This is a genomic window from Pseudomonas sp. SMN11 (assembly GCF_052041945.1).
Taxonomy (GTDB): Bacteria; Pseudomonadota; Gammaproteobacteria; order Pseudomonadales; family Pseudomonadaceae; genus Aquipseudomonas.
In genome coordinates this window covers 1-16,064 of record NZ_JBKGGW010000018.1, presented here as the reverse complement: position 1 = coordinate 16,064, position 16,064 = coordinate 1, and the positions used below count along the sequence as shown (strand labels likewise).

Below are 16,064 nucleotides of genomic sequence, written 5' to 3'. Positions count from 1 at the left end.
CGCCAGCCGTTTCAATTGCCGCGATCGCGGCCGCTGCTCACTTCTTCAGGTACGTCTTCTTTCGCCATGCGCTTGCGGAACAGTGCCGCCCTGGCCAGCAGCAGGGTGGTGACCGGTACCGTGATCGACAGCAGGATCGGAATCAGCCATGCGTGCAGCACCGGGCTATCCTTGAGCCAGGAAAAGTAGATGATCGATGCCAGCGCCACGCACCAGGCGCCGATAGTCGATGCCAATGCCGGTGGGTGCATGCGCTGGAAGTAGTCTTTCAGCCGTAGCAGGCCAATGGCGCCGATCAGCGCGAAGAGGCTGCCGATCAACAGCAGGGTGGCAGTGACCAGCTCCAGCCAGAACGGCAGTTCAAGGGATTCAGTCATTCGATCACCTCACCACGCAACAGGAACTTGGCCAGGGCGAACGAGCCGACAAAGCCGAACAGGGCAATCAGCAGCGCCCCCTCGAAGTAGGTGTCACTGGCATAGCGGATCCCCAGTACCAGCATCGTCAGCATGCCCAGGATGTACAGGTAGTCCAGCGCCAGCACCCGATCCTGGGCAGAGGGGCCGCGAAACAGCCGGATCAATGCCAGGCCCATGGCCAGGGCGAAGATGAACAGGCTGGCGAGGACTGCATTGGCGAGCAGGCCTGTCATTCGAAGATCTCCATCAACGGGCGTTCGTAGGTGAGCTTGAAGTGCTCGATAAAGGCCGCTTCGTCATCCAGATCGAACACATGCAGCAGCAGTACGCTGCGGTCCAGGGCCAGCTCCGACCATACGGTGCCGGGCACCACCGTGGTGATCATTGACAGTGCAGCGAGGCCGTGGGCGTCGCGCAGGTTCAGCGGGATGTGCACGAAGGCTGAACGTGGCGGGCGTTGCCCGGCGCGCAGCACGCCAATGGCTACCGACAGATTGGAATGGATGACATCGATGCCCACCCTGCCAATCAGCTTTGCCACCACCCAGGGCTTACGCACATGCGCGTATTGCGGGCGCAACGGTGCCATCAGCAGCGGGGCCAACACGCCAAGGGCTGCGCCCAGCAACAGGTTGCCGGGGCTGACCGACAGGTTCAACAGCAGCCAGAGCACGAACAGTGCAGCGGACAGCAGCGGTGCGGGGAACAGTCGGCTCATGGCTGCACCTGCACGTCGAGTGTGGTCGGGCCGGGGATGGGGCGGGCGGCCATCACGGCTTCGATGTACGCGTTCGGTGCCTGCAGGCTGGCTGCGGTGTCCTGGGTGTAGCGCAGCAGCGGTTCAGCTCTGAAACTGAGGATGATGCACAGGCCGAGCAGGATCACGATCGGCAGGCACTCGTAGCGGCGCAGCACAGGTGAAGGGCGTTCCTCGGGCTTCCAGAAGCGCTGGATGCCGACCCGGCCGAAGGCTATCAGCGAAGCCATGCCCGACAGGATGAGCAGGGCCGCCAGCACCCAGCCCGCAGCTGACAGGGGTTGTTCGGCTGGCATGCCCAGCCCCTGCGGATTGAACAGCGCGCTGATCAGGTTGAGCTTGCTGACGAACCCGGAAAGCGGTGGCATGCCGATGATCAGCAGGGCGCAGGCGATGAAGCTCAGGCCGAGGAACGCCATGGTCCAGGGAATGACCTGGCCGATGACCACCTTCTGCTCGTCGTCGAGGTTGATGCCCTTGGGTGGGTGCAGCGACTCGAGCGGTGAAGGCATGGCGTCTTCTTCTTCATCCAGCGGCGCTTCGTTGGCCGAGCGCGAACGCTCGATCAGTTCGGCGAGCAGGAACAGCGCGCACAGCGCCAGGGTCGAGTTGACCAGGTAGAACAGCGCTGCGCCAGTGAGCGCCGGTTGGGCGAAACCGACCGCGCCAAGCAGGGTGCCGGCAGAAACCAGGATGCTCAGCGCGGCCATGCGCTCCAGGCGCTGTGCGGCCAGTATCGACACTGCCGCCACGGCCAGGGTGACCAGGCCGCCGTAGACCAGCCATTGTCCGCCGAAATGCGCCGAAGCACCGGCCTGCCCGGAGAACAGCAAGGTCCACAGGCGCAGTACGGCATACAGGCCGACCTTGGTCATGATGGCGAACAGCGCGGCAACGGGGGCACTGGCCGAGGCGTAGGCGGGGATCAGCCAGAAGTTCAGCGGCCAGATGCCGGCCTTGGCCAGGAACGCGATGGCCAGGATCGCCGCGCCCGCATGTAGCAGGCCTCGATCGGCTTCTGGTACCAGCGGCACCTTCAGGGCCAGGTCGGCCATGTTGAGGGTGCCGGTCACGCCATACAGCATCGCCGCACCAATCAGGAACAGCGATGAGGCGAACAGGTTGATGGCGATGTAATGCAGCCCGGCACGCACCCGTGCACGGCCCGAGCCATGCAGCAGCAAGCCGTAGGAGGCGGCCAGCAATACCTCGAAGAACACGAACAGGTTGAAAAGGTCAGCGGTGAGGAAGGCGCCATACAGGCCCATCAGCTGTATCTGGAACAACGCATGGAAGCTGGCGCCGGCACCATCCCAGCGGGCTCGGGCGAACAGCAGGGCGCTGATGCCGATCACGCCGGTCAGGGTTAGCAGCAGGGCTGAAAGGTGATCCACCACCAGCACGATGCCAAAGGGCGCGGGCCAGTTGCCGGGCAAGTAGACGCCGATCGATTCCGCCTGCCCCTGGGTTCGCACCCACAGCAGCAGGCAGACCGCGATGGCCAGCCCGGTGAAGGTGGACAGCAGGTTCAGGCGTGCCTTGATCTGGCGATGCTTCTCGCCCAGCAACAGCATCACCGCCGCCGTCAGCAGCGGCAGCAGGATGGGGGCGACGATCAGTTGACTCATGCCACTCATTCGTCACGCTCCCGGCCGTCCACATGGTCGGTGCCGGTCAGGCCGCGCGATGCCAGCAGCACCACCAGGAACAGCGCGGTCATGGCAAAGCTGATGACAATGGCGGTGAGCACCAGCGCCTGCGGCAGCGGGTCGGTGTAGTGCAGCAGGTCCTGGGTCACGCCGTCCTTGATGATCGGCTCCTTGCCGATGAACAGGCTGCCCATGCTGAAGATGAACAGGTTGACCCCATACGACAGCAGGCACAGGCCCATGATCACCTGGTAGGTGCGCGGGCGCAGGATCAACCACACTCCCGAGGCGGCCAGTACACCGATGGCGACTGCTATGACTTCTTCCATCAGGCGGCTCCTGCTTGGCTGGACTTCGACGAATTGCCCGGGCGGTAGGCGCGCACCGACTGGTGCGCCAAAGCGGTGAGGATCAGCAGGGTAGAGCCGACCACCACGGTGTACACGCCGATGTCGAAGAACAGCGCGCTGGCCACGTGCACGTCGCCGAGCAGTGGCAGATGCAGATGGGCGGTATGGGTGGTGAGAAACGGGTAGCCGAGCAGCATGGCACCGACCCCGGTCAAGGTCGCGCAGAGCAGCCCGGTGCCCATCCAGCGCAGCGGTCGCAGGCTCATTTGTGCCTCGACCCACTGGGTGCCGGCCACCATGTACTGGAGAATGAACGCCACCGACATCACCAGGCCGGCAACGAAACCGCCGCCCGGCTGGTTATGCCCGCGCATGAACAGGTACATCGACACCAGCAGGGCGATCGGCAACAGCAGGCGCACCAGTACGGCTGGGACCATCATGAAGCCAAGAGCGGTGTCGGTGGCATGCCGCGGGTTGATCAGGTCGGTGACCACATCGGGGGCCAGCTGGCGCTGCTGGGCCGGCAACTGCATGCTCTCCTTCGGCGGGCGGAAGCGCCGCAGCAGGGCGAACACGGTGAGCGCCACGGCCACCAGCACGGTGATCTCGCCGAGGGTATCGAAACCGCGGAAGTCCACCAGCATCACGTTGACCACGTTGGTGCCGCCGCCTTGCGGCAGTGCACGGCTGAGGTAGAACGACGAGATGTCGTTGGGCGTTGGCCGGGTCAGCATGGCGTACGATAGCGCCGCCATGCCGCCGCCGACCAGTACCGCCAGCAGCAGGTCGCGCAGGCGCCGGGCGCGGGCGCGGCTGCCGGGCAGCGGCGAGACGCCTTCGATACGCCGTGGCAGCCAGCGCAGGCCGAGCAGGATAAGTACCGTGGTGACCACCTCGACCACCAGCTGGGTAAGGGCCAGGTCCGGGGCAGAGAACCAGACGAAGGTGATACAGGTCATCAGGCCGCAGACGCCGACCATGATCAACGCCGCCAGACGGTGGTACTTGGCCTGGTAGGCGGCGCCGATGGCACAGGCGATGGCGATCAGCCACAACGCGACGAACACGCCGGAACCCGGGATCTTCGGCCGGTCGCCCCAGCTCAGGCCGCTGTAAAGCATCGGCGTGAGGCCGGCGAGGAAGGCCGCCAGCACCAGCATGAACAGTTGCGACTGCAGGCGGCGACTGGTCATCAACCGCTCCATGCGTCGCGCCAGCAGCATCAGCCGGACCTGACCGTGTTCGAACAGGCGCTTGCCATTGAAACGCTCGATCAGCGGCGGATACGGGAAGCGCCCAAGGCGCAGCTGGTTGCGCAGCAGCAGGTAAAGGACGATACCGCCGCTCATGGCCACCAGGCTCATGATCAGCGGAGCGTTCCAGCCGTGCCAGATGGCCAGGCTGTATTCCGGCAGCGTGCCACCTACCACCGGCAATGCGGCGGCGGCCAGCAGCGGGCCAACCGACTGGGCCGGGAAGATGCCGACCACCAGGCAGGTGAGCACCAGCAGCTCGACCGGGGCGCGCATCCAGCGAGGTGGCTCGTGCGGCGTGTGAGGCAGGTCCTTTGCAGTCGGCCCGAAGAACACGTCGACGGTGAAGCGCAGGGCATAGGCGACGCTGAAGGTACCGGCAAGGGTGGCGATCACCGGCAGGGTCGCTTCGACCCAGGCGGTGGAGTTGATAAACACGGTTTCGGCAAAGAACATTTCCTTGGAGAGGAAGCCGTTCATCAACGGCACGCCGGCCATCGAGGCGCTGGCCACCATGGCCAGGGTCGCGGTGTAGGGCACCAGGCGGATCAGGCCGCTCAGGCGGCGGATGTCACGGGTGCCGCTTTCATGGTCGATGATGCCGGCGGCCATGAACAGCGAGGCCTTGAAGGTTGCGTGGTTGAGGATGTGGAACACAGCGGCGACCGCGGCCAGCGGGCTGTTGAGGCCCAGCAGCAGGGTGATCAGGCCCAGGTGGCTGATGGTCGAATAGGCCAGCAACCCCTTGAGGTCGTTCTGGAACATCGCGGCAAAGGCGCCCAGCAACAGGGTGATGGCACCCGCGCCGCCAACGATCCAGAACCATTCTTCACTGCCTGACAGCACAGGCCACAGACGCGCCAGCAGGAACACTCCGGCCTTGACCATGGTTGCTGAGTGCAGATAAGCGGAAACTGGAGTGGGTGCTGCCATGGCATGGGGCAGCCAGAACTGGAAGGGGAATTGCGCACTCTTGCTCAATGCGCCGATCAGGATAAGCGGCAGCAGCACCGGGTACAGTGCGTGCTGGCGGATGGTTTCGCCGGCAGCCAGGACCTTGTCCAGGTCGTAGCTGCCGACCACATGGCCGAGCAGCAGGGCTCCGACCAGCAGGCATAGGCCGCCGGCCCCCGTGACCATCAAGGCCATGTAGGCGCCGCGGCGGGCGTCGGCGCGGTGATGCCAGTAACCGATCAGCAGGAACGAGAACAGGCTGGTCAGTTCCCAGAAGAACACCAACTGAATCAGGTTGCCGGAGATCACCAGGCCGAGCATGGCGCCCATGAATGCCAGGAAGAAGGCAAAGAAGCGCGGCACCGGGTCTTGCGGCGACATGTAGTAGCGGGCATACAGCGACACCAGGGTACCGATGCCCAATACCAGCAATGAGAACAGCCAGGCGAAACCGTCCATGCGCAGGACCAGGTTCATGCCCAGGCTGGGCAGCCACAGCAGTTCTTCGCGGATCACGCCGCCATCGGCAATCTGAGGGTACAGCAGTGCTACCTGGACGGTGCCGACCAAGGCCACGAGCCCGGCAAGGATGGACTCGGCGTTACGTGCGTTGTGCGGCAGCGCAGCTGCCAGGCAACTGCCCACGAACGGCAGAAGCAGTAGCACTATCAATGACATAGCGTTCTATTCTGGAAAGGTTTGCAAGGATCATACGTGCCGGGCCGTTGATCACCAACACGCAAGCTGTCGCAGAATCGTACAAAAGCGCTGTGACAAGCTGTTTTTTTATAACAGTTTTTTACAAAGCATAGACGCTGCCGGGCACTTTACAGCCCGGCTTCAGTTTCGCGGGGGGCTGGCGCTTCGAGGGTGTCGCTGGTTTCACGGTTGCGGCGTATCTTCAGCTCGCTGACTACCACGGCGATGACGATCAGCAGCCCGCCGATCAGCGCGATGCCCGGCAGGCGCTCGCCGGCAATGCGCCCGACGATGCCGGCCCATACCGGCTCGCCCGCGTAGATCAGCGTGGCACGGGTGGGCGAAACCGACTTCTGTGCCCAGTTCATCGCCACCTGGATCACCGCGCTCATGGCGCCCAGCCCCAGTGCGCTGAGCAACAGCAACCAGGAAAAGTCGGGGAGTCGCTCCTGAGTCGGCACGATCATCAGGAACGCCAGCAGCGAAGCAGTCGCCAACTGCACCACGGTGACCCGGCGCACATCGACCTGGCCGGCGAAGCGGCTGATCAGGATGATTTCGGCGGCGATGGCCACTGCGCTCACCAAGGTCACCACTTCACCTTCGCTGAAATGCAGCGCGCCGCCTTCGGGGCCGGCCAGCAGCATCAGGCCGACAAACGCCAGGCAGATGCCGATGCTCGGCATCAGCCCTGGGCGGCGACCAAGCACCAGCCATTGCAGCAGTGGCACGAACGGGACATAGAGCGCGGTGATGAATGCCGACTGGCTGCTGCTGATGGTTTGCAGGCCCATGGTCTGCAGGCCGTAGCCCAGCATGATGGACACGCCGATCAGCACGCCGGCCTTCAGTTCGATGAAGGTCAGCCCGGACAACGCGCGCGCCGAGGCCAGGCCGACGAACAGCGCCGCTGCAGCGAAGCGCAGGCCGACGAAGAACATCGGGCCGCTCACGGTCATGACGTTGTGCACCAGCAGGAAGGTGCCGCCCCACAGCATGGTGATGAGCACCAGCACCATTTCTGCCTTGCTCAGGCGAAAAGATACCGCGGTCTGTGGGCTGCTGGTCGGTTGGCTCATGGTCTTGCGCACTCGGAGGGGGCGGCGCACAATCGCCGCAAAGTGGGCAGTATACTGCGCAATCCGTAGAAGTGAGCAATATAGTGCACAAAGATTCCGCGCACCGTGCATCGGTGCTGCAGCATGTCAGCCTCAATGTCCGCAGCCTGCGCAACGCAGCCGGGATGAGCCAGAGCGCTCTGGCCGAACGCTCCGGGGTCAGCCGGCGAATGTTGGTGGCGATCGAGGCGGGCGAGAAGAATGTCAGCCTGACCACCCTCGACCTGATTGCCGAAGCCCTCGGGGTGGCGTTCAGTAACCTTATCCAGGCTCCGGACCAGCGCGACCCCAGCCGTATCGACGAGCTTGCCTGGACCGGCGAGCACCCGCAAAGCAAGGCCGTGCTGTTGGCCAGCAGCACGGCCCGGCGCGAAGTGGAAATCTGGGAGTGGACCCTCGCGTCTGGCGAGTGCTACACCAGCGAAGCCGATGCCGAGGGCTGGAGTGAGCAGATCTACGTGGCCGAAGGCCAATTGACGCTGATCATCGAAGGCGCCGAGCACTGCCTGCAGGTCGGGCAGTTCCATGTGTTCCCCAGCAACTGCCGCTATGCCTACCGCAATGATGGAGCAGTGCCCGTGCGCTTCGTGCGTAATGTGGTGATCTGATCGGCTGCGGGTCAGCCCTTGAGCAGTTCGTCAGTTTTCACCACCTTGGCATAGGCAAATGCCAGCGCGGCCATGGCCGAGTCGTGCACATGGGCGGCCGGTACCTGCTTGCCATCGAACTCCAGTGGCAGGGTGGCGCAGGCATCGTGTGCCACCGTGACGTCGAAGCCGAAGTCGGCGGCCGCGCGGGAGGCGGCGTCGATGCACATGTGGCTCATGCTACCGACGATGGTCACGGCCTTGACCTGATGCTGGTCGAGCGTCTGCTTCAGGTCGGTGCCAAGAAACGCGTTGACCTTGTGCTTGAGTACCACGGGTTCGCCCGCCGTTGGCGCAACCTTCGAATGAATGGCCGAGCCTTGGGTGCCCGGGGCGAAGAATGGTGCATCGGCGCTGTCGAACTCATGCCGCACGTGAACCACCAGGTCGCCTTTCTCACGTGCCGCAGCGAGCAGGCGTGCGGCGTTGTCAGCCGCCTTGTCGGCACCGTCGAGGGTCCATTTGCCGCCGGGGAAGTAGTCGTTCTGGATGTCGATGATGATCAGGGCCTGCTTGCTCATGCTGCCTCCTGTGGCAGTAGTCGTTGGATGACGATAGTTATAGGCTGTGGGCATCGACTTGAGGATTGGCGCGATCGACACAATGACGGCAAAAACTGACAGCCCTGGCAGCCTGCAAATCGGCCTGCTGCACTACTCGGGCGCGCAACGCGCTGCGTTGCATGGTCTGAGCGACCTGTTCAGCGTGGCCAATCGTGTGGCTGCCGAGCTGGGCGCTGCGGGGCTACCGCAGATCCGGGTCAGCCACTGGCAGGTCGATGAAGCGGGTCAGTTGCAGTTCATTGAGGATAGCCTTGGCCCGCCGAGCCAGCCGTTGCATGTATTGATCATTCCACCGAGCCTGGAGTCGGCCCCGCCGCCAGACTTGCTAGAGCGGCACAGGCAGCCCTTATGTCAGCGGCATGGCCAGGGCACGGTGCTGGCGTCGGTGTGCATCGGCGTGTTCTTCATCGCCGCCAGTGGCCTGCTCGATGGCCGGGCAGCCAGTACCCACTGGAATTACGCGCAGACCCTTGCCGAGCGTTACCCCAAGGTCCATGTGGAGGCCAACCAGCCGCTGCTGGATGACGGCGACATCATGACATCCGCCGGGTTGATGGCCTGGACCGAACTGGGCCTGCGCCTGCTGGAGCGCTATCTTGGCGCCTCGGTGGCCTGGGAGACGGCGCGCTACATGTCCGTCGAGCCGGTGACCAAGCCTTTGCCGGGGGCGTTGTTCAATCCGCGCCTGGATCACGGTGACGAGGCGGTGCTGAGGGTTCAGCACTGGTTGCAGGCAGCAGGTGCGCAAGATGCCGACCTCGCCGGCATGGCAGCCTGCGCCGGGCTGGAGGCGCGCACTTTCCTCAGGCGCTTCCGTGCGGCCACGGGCCTCAAACCTACTGAGTACTGCCAGCAGGTAAGGGTGGGGCGTGCCTGTCGGATGCTGGAGTTCACCCGGCGCACGGTCGAGCAGATTGCCTGGGGAGTGGGGTATCAGGACCCGGGAGCGTTTCGCAAGGTGTTTCAACGCATCACCGGCCTGACACCCAGCGAGTACCGACAGCGCTTCGCCTTGCCCTGCTCAGGGTAGGTGTGGCCCTGGCCCCTCATCAGCCAGGTGATCCTGGCGGTTACGCAGCGGGCATTCTTTCAGCGACATGCAACCGCAGCCAATGCAGCCATCGAGCTGGTCGCGCAATCTGACCATTTCGTCGATTCTGTGGTTCAGGTCCTCGCGCCAGCGCGCCGAGAGCCGCTGCCAGTCTTCGGCGGTCGGGGTGTGGTCGTTGGGCAATGCGGCCAAGGCAGAGGCAATCTCGGCCAGCGGAATGCCCAGGCGTTGGGCCATCTTGATTACCGCGACCCGGCGCAGCATTGCCCTCGGATAGCGCCTCTGATTACCCGCATTCCGGGTGCTCTGGATCAGGCCCTTGGTTTCATAGAAATGCAGCGCGGTCACTGCCACGCCGCTGCGAGCAGCCAGCTGGCCAACACTCAGCAGCTTTTCCGTCGCGATAGGTGTTGTGTTGGGCATGGGAAAAAACGCTTGACCTTGAGTTAACTGGAGGTTTTACCCTGCAGTCCATTCCGAAGCAAGCGTTCGCAGCAAGGAGACTCGCCATGACGGCCAGCCCGCATTCCCTGTGGTTCACCCAGATGATCGAATATGAAGTACCCGCTTCGCGCCAGGCGGCGCTGGCAGAGGCCTTGGTCACGCGCAGTGAAGAGTTGGCTGTGCGTTGCCAAGGCTTGCAGGGTGTCAGCATCCAGGCCAGCGACGATGGCAGACGGGTCTTGCAGTACCTGCAATGGCAGTCACGCCTGGCTTGGGTGGAGGCTGCGGACTGTTTTGCCGAAGAGCCATTCTTCGACCTGCTCAGCCGCCATCAGGCGCGTGGCGTCAACTTTGCCGCGTACCAGACATTGCGCAGCCTGGTGCGCGGGGCTGATGGCGGGCTGCACTGCCAAGTCGGCGATGCTCAGGCATACCAGGGGGCGTAGTGCGGGTAGCGGTCCAGGCGTGCACCGACCACCATCTCACTGATCCAGGCGGCCAGGATCGAACTGTAGGCCTTCTGGCTTTCCTCGCTGGATAGCGCGTGATCGGCACCATCGACGATGCGATGGGTCAGCGAATGAGCGCTGACGAATGCCGAGCGATAACTCATCAGTGTGGCGTGTGGCACATAGTCATCCTGCTCCGATTCGACCAGCAACACATCACCTGCAAATTCGGCACAGGCGGCCAGTGCACGATTGTCGGAGGGGCCGAGCATGCGCAACCGGTAGTCGTTCAGGCGCTGGCGATCAAGGGCTTGCTTTGGCATGTTCCATTCGTCGTCCCAATACATCGCAGGCACGCGCAAGGCCAGCCACTTCACCGGCCGCTGCAAGGTCAGCAGGGTAGCCAGGTAGCCCCCGTAGCTGCTGCCGATGATGGCGATAGCGCTGCTGTCCACCGCCGGGTGGCTGACAAGTCGGTCGTAGGCGGCCAGCAGATCGTTGAGGTTCTGTTCGCGGGTGACGGTCAGGCGCTGGCTTTCGGTTTTTTCGTGGCCGCGCAGGTCGAAGGTCATGCACACGCAGCCCAGCCCGGTGATGTGCCGGGCGCGCGCCAGGTCGCGCTGCTGGCTGCCGCCCCAGCCGTGGACGAAGAGGATGCCGGGCATCTTGCTGCCGGGGCTGACCAGGGTGCCGACGATGCTGTCATCTTCGACCTGCAGTTCCACGGTTTCACTCTGAATGCTCATGCTGGCGAATCCGCGCATATTTGCTGAGTTGTCCGAGTTCACTGTCGTTTCCTTGATAGAAGAGGGTGGCGTCAGCGGGCAGGTCGGGGGTGCCGAATACTTCATGGGTAGAGGCGCATACCTGCTGCAGTGCCGGGTCGTCGGCGAAGGCCTGCAGTGCCAGCAGCTCTGCGCTGCTGGCTCCCCCCAGACGCCAGGATTGTTCGAGCACGCCGCTACGCAAGTGCCCTTCGGCCGTGGTGCCGCGGGCGATGTCGTAGTTGCGCCGAGATGCGACGAAGCCTGGGAAGTGCTGCTCGGCGGCTTGTTCGTAGGCTATGGCCTGGTTGACTGCAAGGCGCACGTGATCTTCCAGGGGCAGCTGCAGCAGGGCCTGGTAATCGCCGCGGACCACAACGAGCTCGGAGCCGCCGTAGACTTCGCTACCCTGGTGGTCTCGCGTCAACTGCTGGGTGCCGTGATAGCTGCAGGTCAGGCCGGCGACGCGGACTTGGCCAACGCTGAAGGTCTCTACGTTGCTCAGATCTTCTTCCAGCACCAGGCCCCACAGGGCCAGGTCCCGTTCATCGATGTTGGCCAGCAGCGGCTCCAGTTCATCTGCTTGGCTGATGACTTGCTGACCGCGGCCGGCGCAGGCCAGCACGGGCTTCACCCGCAAGGGGCCATCAAGCAGCAGCAATTGGGCAGCGCGCCGGGCATCGGCCTTGCTGAACACGGTGTAGCCGCAGAGGAGGGCATCACTGGCCTGGCGGGCGAAGGCATCGGTCCAGCCCGGCGGGAATTCGGCATCGGCCGGCAGCGGGTGGGAAATGGCCTTGGTGGCCATGTAAGGGTGGCTGACCAGTCCACCGAACAAGTCCTGCTCGCTGTGAATGCCCATGGCGGCATAACGCTCAGGGCCGACCAGGGTTTCGGTAGGTAAGTAATAGAAGTGTGGGTCTTCCTTGGCTGGCAGATCGGTCAGTACGGCATGGCAGCCGAGCAACCGGGCCAGTCGGTCAGCCAGCTTCAAGTGCACGGCATGTTCATGTTCCGGGGTGTGCTCGCGGGTGTCGAGCAATACCACGGCGGTCTTCTGGTCGTTGGCACTGGGCATGGGCATCTGCCTGTGTGCAATGAATGTACAAGTTGTGAAGCTCGTGCCAGCGGTAAGTTCAGCTGGAAGTGACTGATGGTCCCGGCCCGGTTGTAGGAAGCGTCTTGTTTGCAGGTGGCGGGATGGGCATAGCATGCCGTGAGTCGGTCGCCATGATTGCGGCACCGTGGCAGCTGTTCCATTATCCTCATCCTGGAATAACCACGATGTGTCCGCAGGAGTGCGCATGAACGTTCAGACCACGATTCAGCAAAGTGTGCCGGAGCGCCTGGCGCGCGTGCGCGAGGTCATGGCCAGGGAAAGGCTCGATGCCCTGCTGGTGCCTTCGGCCGACCCGCATCTTTCCGAGTATCTGCCGGGCTACTGGCAGGGGCGTCGGTGGCTGTCGGGCTTTGATGGTTCGGTGGGTACCCTGGTAGTGACCGCAGACTTTGCCGGTGTGTGGGTCGACAGCCGTTACTGGGAGCAAGCCGAGAAAGAGCTTGCTGGGACCGGCATCGTCTTGATGAAGCTGTTGCCAGGCAAGCCGGGAGCGCTGGAGTGGCTGGGTGACAATATTCCGCCCAAAGGCGCCGTGGCCGTGGATGGCGCGGTCATGGCACTGGCTTCGGTGCGCCAGCTCGAAGAGCGGCTCAAGGCCCGTGAGGCGCGTCTGGTGACCGATCGGGACCTGCTCGCCGAGGTATGGGAGGGTCGCCCGGCGCTGCCAGTCAACCCGATCTATCAGCACCTGCCGCCCCACGCCACGGTCAGCCGGGCCGAGAAGCTCGGCCAGCTGCGGGCCACGCTGCAGGACAAGGGGGCTGATTGGCACTTCATCGCGACCCTGGACGACATCGCCTGGCTGTTCAACCTGCGTGGCAGTGATGTGTCCTACAACCCGGTTTTCGTTGCCTTTGCTCTGATCGGCATGGACCGGGCGATCCTGTTCGTCGGTGCCGGTAAACTCGATGAGCACTTGCGCCATGTACTTGAGGTTGACGGCATCGAAGTGCGCGATTACAGCGCCGTTCAGCAGGCGTTGGCGGAGCTGGCTCCGGATAGCCGCTTGCTGGTCGACCCGGCTCGCGTGACCTGTGGTTTGCTCAAGTACCTGGATGCTCAGGTCCAACTGGTCGAAGGGCTGAACCCTACCACGCTGAGTAAATCACGCAAGGGTGAAGAGGAGCTGGTGCACATCCGCAAGGCCATGGAGCAGGATGGCGCGGCCTTGTGCGAATTCTTCGCCTGGTTCGAGGCGCATCAGGGTCACGAGACCATCACCGAATTGACCGTGGATGAGCAGTTGAGTGCTGCGCGTGCCCGTCGACCGGGCTTCGTCTCGCTGAGTTTTTCGACCATTGCGGCATTCAATGGCAATGGTGCGATGCCGCATTACCGTGCTACCGAAGCGTCCCATGCAGTCATCGAAGGTGATGGCCTGCTGTTGATCGATTCCGGAGGGCAGTACCTGGGCGGTACCACCGACATCACGCGGATGGTTCCGGTGGGCACGCCGAGCGTGGAGCAGAAGCAGGACTGCACGCGAGTACTCAAGGGCATGATCGCCTTGTCGCGTGCCAGCTTCCCGCGCGGCATCCTGTCACCGTTGCTCGATGCCATCGCACGAGCGCCGATCTGGGCGGACCAGGTCGACTACGGTCATGGTACCGGGCATGGCGTTGGCTACTTCATGAATGTGCACGAAGGCCCCCAGGTGATTGCCTACCAGGCGGCAACCGCGCCACAAACGGCCATGCAGGTGGGCATGATCAGTTCGATCGAGCCAGGTACCTACCGGGCCGGCGCCTGGGGTGTGCGTATCGAGAATCTGGTAGCGAACCGCGAGGCAGGCAAGAGTGCGTTCGGTGAGTTCCTGTGCTTTGAGACTCTGACCCTGTGCCCTATCGACACGCGCTGCTTGCTGGCGGAACGACTGACCGAGGATGAACGGGAATGGCTCAACCGCTATCACGCAACGGTGCGCGAACGTCTCTCGCCGTTGCTGCGAGGCGCTGCACTGGCCTGGCTCGAGGCGCGTACAGTGCCGTTGTGATCACATAGGATCGGTTAATGAAAGAAGGGCAGCTCGCGAGCTGCCCTTTCTTACTTGCAGATGACGATCATGCTGCGGCTGGTGTAGCCAGCAGGGTTGATGCCGAACAGGTAATCACCGGGCTCTTCGTCGGTGTCTCCGGAGCGGGCGATCACCTTGTATCCGCGAGAGCTGCAGGACGTGGCCGCTTTGCTGTAGCACTTGTCCCACGACGAAGAGAGGCCGGAGCAATTGATATGCAGGCCTTTTTTTCCCCTTTTGACCTCAGTCTTGGCCGTTGCGGCGCATCCGGCAATGGCCAAGACGGCCAGGATGAGCAAAATACGTTTCATTCCTGTCCTTAATTGCAGGGCTGATCAGTTGTCTGGCCCAGTCGTTATCGCTTCGGTTCTTCCTGAATCTTCCTCGGCTTCCGTGTCCGCACAAGTAGATAGCGTAAAGATTATGATTTTGTGACAGCTTAATCAGCGAGGCGAGTCGGGACAATGATTAATCTCGTCTCAAATGAAAATATTTCTCAAATCAGTCTGCGGCGAGTGCAGGGTTTGCCTCGCGACGCATGGACAGTGTAGCGCCGACCGAGGCAGCGATGATGGCAAGAATGGCCAGCCACTGGGTGGTGCTCAGTACTTCGCCGAGGAACAGCAGGCCTGAAAGTGCGCCAATCGCCGGTTCGATGCTCATCAGCGTACCGAAGGTACGGGCTGGCATGCGGGTCAAGGCGACCATTTCCAGGCTATAGGGCAGGGCGGTCGAAAGCACGGCGACACCCAGTGCCAGCGGGATGACGGCAGGGGTGAGTAATGCACTGCCGGCATGCACGATGCCGATGGGTGCGACAAACAAGGCCGCGACCACCACGCCGAGGGCCGCGCTCTGGATGCCGTGCTCGGCGCCAGCGCGCTGGCCGAACAGAATGTAAAGAGCCCAGCACACACCTGCGCCAAGCGCATAGGCTGCACCCACCATATCGAGCGGCTGGCCGCCGTCCCCGACCGGTAGCAACAACAACAGGCCGGCAACCGCCAGGGCAATCCACACGAAGTCCAGCGCACGGCGCGAGGCGAACAGTGCCACGGCCAGCGGACCGGTGAACTCCAGGGCGACGGCGATGCCCAGCGGTGTGGTCTGCAGGGACATATAGAAGAGGAAGTTCATGCCGCCCAGGGACATGCCGTAGATGACGACGTTACGCAGGGTGTTGGCGGTCATGCGCACGCGCCATGGTCGCAGGATCAGCAGCATGATGATGCTGGCGAAGATCAGGCGCAGGGTGGTGGTGCCTTGAGCGCCAATGATGGGGAACATGCTTTTTGCCAATGAAGCGCCGGACTGGATCGAGGCCATGGCGATGAGCAGCAGGCCGATCGGGAAGAGAGTGGCGGCCAGGCTGCGGGGCTGGGTGTTCATTTCTGCGCGGCTATCCTTGGAAGATGTGCGGGGTGTGCAATATAGTGCGCAATTGGTGGTGCGAGGTGCAAGGCTCCTTTAATAGGCTTTTTCATCGAATGTTTCAATTTCATGAAATTAAGGGTTGACGCGCTTTCGAATCCCCTTATAATGCGCCCCACTTCCAGCGACATCGGAACGACAAACTCCTTGATATTCAATGAGTTAGGTAGTTAAGGTGAGGTTGGAGGCGCTTCGGTCGAAAGATCGATAGCGGTTGAGATGAAGGTTGACAGCGGTTTTAAACGCTGTATTATTCGCCTCCCGCTAGCGAGTGATCGCAGCGAGTCAAGTGTTTGAGGCTAAACGAGTTTCTCGAAAAAAACTTCAAAATAAACGCTTGACACGAAATGAGGAAGGCGTAGAATTCGCGCCTCGGTTT

The 16,064-nt window shown here is 62.9% G+C and carries 17 protein-coding genes; 4 read left to right on the top strand and 13 right to left on the bottom strand.

Going from position 1 to position 16,064, the window contains the following annotated elements; genetic code table 11:
• Nucleotides 1-11: 11 nt before the first annotated feature.
• The 7 genes from ACLEJU_RS16220 to ACLEJU_RS16190 all read right to left on the bottom strand — a co-directional run bounded on the left by ACLEJU_RS16220 (nt 12) and on the right by ACLEJU_RS16190 (nt 7,163).
• The gene (locus ACLEJU_RS16220; protein WP_435422620.1) at nt 12-377 is read right to left on the bottom strand and encodes a Na+/H+ antiporter subunit G; all 366 of its coding nucleotides are present in this window, start codon (nt 375-377) and stop codon (nt 12-14) included.
• Nucleotides 374-652 (bottom strand): K+/H+ antiporter subunit F, encoded by a 279-nt coding sequence (locus ACLEJU_RS16215; protein WP_103446664.1) that lies wholly within the window; start codon nt 650-652, stop codon nt 374-376. Before ACLEJU_RS16215 ends, ACLEJU_RS16220 begins: the two co-directional genes overlap by 4 nt.
• On the bottom strand, nt 649-1,137 hold the full coding sequence (locus ACLEJU_RS16210) for a Na+/H+ antiporter subunit E (protein ID WP_435422621.1): 489 nt from the start codon (nt 1,135-1,137) through the stop codon (nt 649-651). The genes ACLEJU_RS16215 and ACLEJU_RS16210 overlap by 4 nt, the downstream gene beginning before the upstream one ends.
• Entirely contained in the window at nt 1,134-2,813 is a 1,680-nt protein-coding gene (locus ACLEJU_RS16205) for a monovalent cation/H+ antiporter subunit D (protein WP_435422622.1), read from the bottom strand. The genes ACLEJU_RS16210 and ACLEJU_RS16205 overlap by 4 nt, the downstream gene beginning before the upstream one ends.
• On the bottom strand, nt 2,810-3,154 hold the full coding sequence (locus tag ACLEJU_RS16200; protein WP_003250128.1) for a Na+/H+ antiporter subunit C: 345 nt from the start codon (nt 3,152-3,154) through the stop codon (nt 2,810-2,812). The genes ACLEJU_RS16205 and ACLEJU_RS16200 overlap by 4 nt, the downstream gene beginning before the upstream one ends.
• On the bottom strand, nt 3,154-6,063 hold the full coding sequence (locus tag ACLEJU_RS16195) for a monovalent cation/H+ antiporter subunit A (protein WP_435422623.1): 2,910 nt from the start codon (nt 6,061-6,063) through the stop codon (nt 3,154-3,156). The genes ACLEJU_RS16200 and ACLEJU_RS16195 overlap by 1 nt, the downstream gene beginning before the upstream one ends.
• Before the next feature lie 149 nt (nt 6,064-6,212).
• Nucleotides 6,213-7,163 (bottom strand): DMT family transporter, encoded by a 951-nt coding sequence (locus ACLEJU_RS16190; protein ID WP_435422624.1) that lies wholly within the window; start codon nt 7,161-7,163, stop codon nt 6,213-6,215.
• A gap of 83 nt (nt 7,164-7,246) precedes the next feature.
• Between ACLEJU_RS16190 and ACLEJU_RS16185 the strand changes: the two genes are divergently transcribed.
• On the top strand, nt 7,247-7,810 hold the full coding sequence (locus ACLEJU_RS16185; protein ID WP_435422625.1) for a helix-turn-helix domain-containing protein: 564 nt from the start codon (nt 7,247-7,249) through the stop codon (nt 7,808-7,810).
• An 11-nt stretch (nt 7,811-7,821) separates the two neighbouring features.
• Here ACLEJU_RS16185 and ACLEJU_RS16180 read toward each other — a convergent pair whose 3' ends face one another.
• The gene (locus ACLEJU_RS16180; protein WP_110639078.1) at nt 7,822-8,370 is read right to left on the bottom strand and encodes a cysteine hydrolase family protein; all 549 of its coding nucleotides are present in this window, start codon (nt 8,368-8,370) and stop codon (nt 7,822-7,824) included.
• A gap of 82 nt (nt 8,371-8,452) precedes the next feature.
• On the opposite strand from ACLEJU_RS16180, the gene ACLEJU_RS16175 reads away from it, so the two are divergent.
• Entirely contained in the window at nt 8,453-9,442 is a 990-nt protein-coding gene (locus ACLEJU_RS16175) for a GlxA family transcriptional regulator (RefSeq protein ID WP_435422626.1), read from the top strand.
• On the opposite strand, the gene soxR is transcribed toward ACLEJU_RS16175, so the two are convergent.
• Nucleotides 9,434-9,886, bottom strand: coding sequence for a redox-sensitive transcriptional activator SoxR (gene soxR, locus ACLEJU_RS16170; RefSeq protein WP_435422627.1), 453 nt, complete (start codon nt 9,884-9,886; stop codon nt 9,434-9,436). The two genes, ACLEJU_RS16175 and soxR, sit on opposite strands and share 9 nt — an antisense overlap.
• 86 nt (nt 9,887-9,972) lie before the next feature.
• Between soxR and ACLEJU_RS16165 the strand changes: the two genes are divergently transcribed.
• On the top strand, nt 9,973-10,353 hold the full coding sequence (locus tag ACLEJU_RS16165) for an antibiotic biosynthesis monooxygenase (protein ID WP_435422628.1): 381 nt from the start codon (nt 9,973-9,975) through the stop codon (nt 10,351-10,353).
• Here the strand turns inward: ACLEJU_RS16165 and ACLEJU_RS16160 are convergent.
• Both ACLEJU_RS16160 and ACLEJU_RS16155 read right to left on the bottom strand, forming a co-directional pair.
• Complete coding sequence (locus ACLEJU_RS16160; RefSeq protein WP_435422629.1) at nt 10,332-11,102, bottom strand: alpha/beta hydrolase family protein; 771 nt, start codon at nt 11,100-11,102, stop codon at nt 10,332-10,334. The two genes, ACLEJU_RS16165 and ACLEJU_RS16160, sit on opposite strands and share 22 nt — an antisense overlap.
• Nucleotides 11,086-12,204 (bottom strand): DUF3182 family protein, encoded by a 1,119-nt coding sequence (locus ACLEJU_RS16155; RefSeq protein ID WP_435422630.1) that lies wholly within the window; start codon nt 12,202-12,204, stop codon nt 11,086-11,088. The genes ACLEJU_RS16160 and ACLEJU_RS16155 overlap by 17 nt, the downstream gene beginning before the upstream one ends.
• Nucleotides 12,205-12,424: 220 nt before the next feature.
• Here ACLEJU_RS16155 and ACLEJU_RS16150 point away from each other — a divergent pair, with 220 nt between their 5' ends.
• On the top strand, nt 12,425-14,233 hold the full coding sequence (locus tag ACLEJU_RS16150) for an aminopeptidase P family protein (RefSeq protein ID WP_435422631.1): 1,809 nt from the start codon (nt 12,425-12,427) through the stop codon (nt 14,231-14,233).
• A gap of 50 nt (nt 14,234-14,283) precedes the next feature.
• Here the strand turns inward: ACLEJU_RS16150 and ACLEJU_RS16145 are convergent, their stop codons facing one another.
• Entirely contained in the window at nt 14,284-14,565 is a 282-nt protein-coding gene (locus ACLEJU_RS16145) for a hypothetical protein (protein WP_103446677.1), read from the bottom strand.
• Nucleotides 14,566-14,755: 190 nt separating this feature from the next.
• A complete protein-coding gene (gene rhtA, locus ACLEJU_RS16140; RefSeq protein ID WP_435422632.1) occupies nt 14,756-15,643 on the bottom strand; it encodes a threonine/homoserine exporter RhtA in 888 nt (295 codons plus the stop codon).
• Between the last annotated feature and the right edge of the window lie 421 nt (nt 15,644-16,064).

Coding starts and splice junctions, on each gene's coding strand:
- soxR (WP_435422627.1), bottom strand. CDS start 9,886: ATGCCCAACACAACACCTATCGCGACGGAAAAGCTGCTGAGTGTTGGC.
- ACLEJU_RS16195 (WP_435422623.1), bottom strand. CDS start 6,063: ATGTCATTGATAGTGCTACTGCTTCTGCCGTTCGTGGGCAGTTGCCTG.
- ACLEJU_RS16175 (WP_435422626.1), top strand. CDS start 8,453: ATGACGGCAAAAACTGACAGCCCTGGCAGCCTGCAAATCGGCCTGCTG.
- ACLEJU_RS16220 (WP_435422620.1), bottom strand. CDS start 377: ATGACTGAATCCCTTGAACTGCCGTTCTGGCTGGAGCTGGTCACTGCC.
- rhtA (WP_435422632.1), bottom strand. CDS start 15,643: ATGAACACCCAGCCCCGCAGCCTGGCCGCCACTCTCTTCCCGATCGGC.
- ACLEJU_RS16210 (WP_435422621.1), bottom strand. CDS start 1,137: ATGAGCCGACTGTTCCCCGCACCGCTGCTGTCCGCTGCACTGTTCGTG.
- ACLEJU_RS16205 (WP_435422622.1), bottom strand. CDS start 2,813: ATGAGTGGCATGAGTCAACTGATCGTCGCCCCCATCCTGCTGCCGCTG.
- ACLEJU_RS16180 (WP_110639078.1), bottom strand. CDS start 8,370: ATGAGCAAGCAGGCCCTGATCATCATCGACATCCAGAACGACTACTTC.
- ACLEJU_RS16165 (WP_435422628.1), top strand. CDS start 9,973: ATGACGGCCAGCCCGCATTCCCTGTGGTTCACCCAGATGATCGAATAT.
- ACLEJU_RS16145 (WP_103446677.1), bottom strand. CDS start 14,565: ATGAAACGTATTTTGCTCATCCTGGCCGTCTTGGCCATTGCCGGATGC.
- ACLEJU_RS16160 (WP_435422629.1), bottom strand. CDS start 11,102: ATGAGCATTCAGAGTGAAACCGTGGAACTGCAGGTCGAAGATGACAGC.
- ACLEJU_RS16190 (WP_435422624.1), bottom strand. CDS start 7,163: ATGAGCCAACCGACCAGCAGCCCACAGACCGCGGTATCTTTTCGCCTG.
- ACLEJU_RS16155 (WP_435422630.1), bottom strand. CDS start 12,204: ATGCCCATGCCCAGTGCCAACGACCAGAAGACCGCCGTGGTATTGCTC.
- ACLEJU_RS16200 (WP_003250128.1), bottom strand. CDS start 3,154: ATGGAAGAAGTCATAGCAGTCGCCATCGGTGTACTGGCCGCCTCGGGA.
- ACLEJU_RS16215 (WP_103446664.1), bottom strand. CDS start 652: ATGACAGGCCTGCTCGCCAATGCAGTCCTCGCCAGCCTGTTCATCTTC.
- ACLEJU_RS16150 (WP_435422631.1), top strand. CDS start 12,425: ATGAACGTTCAGACCACGATTCAGCAAAGTGTGCCGGAGCGCCTGGCG.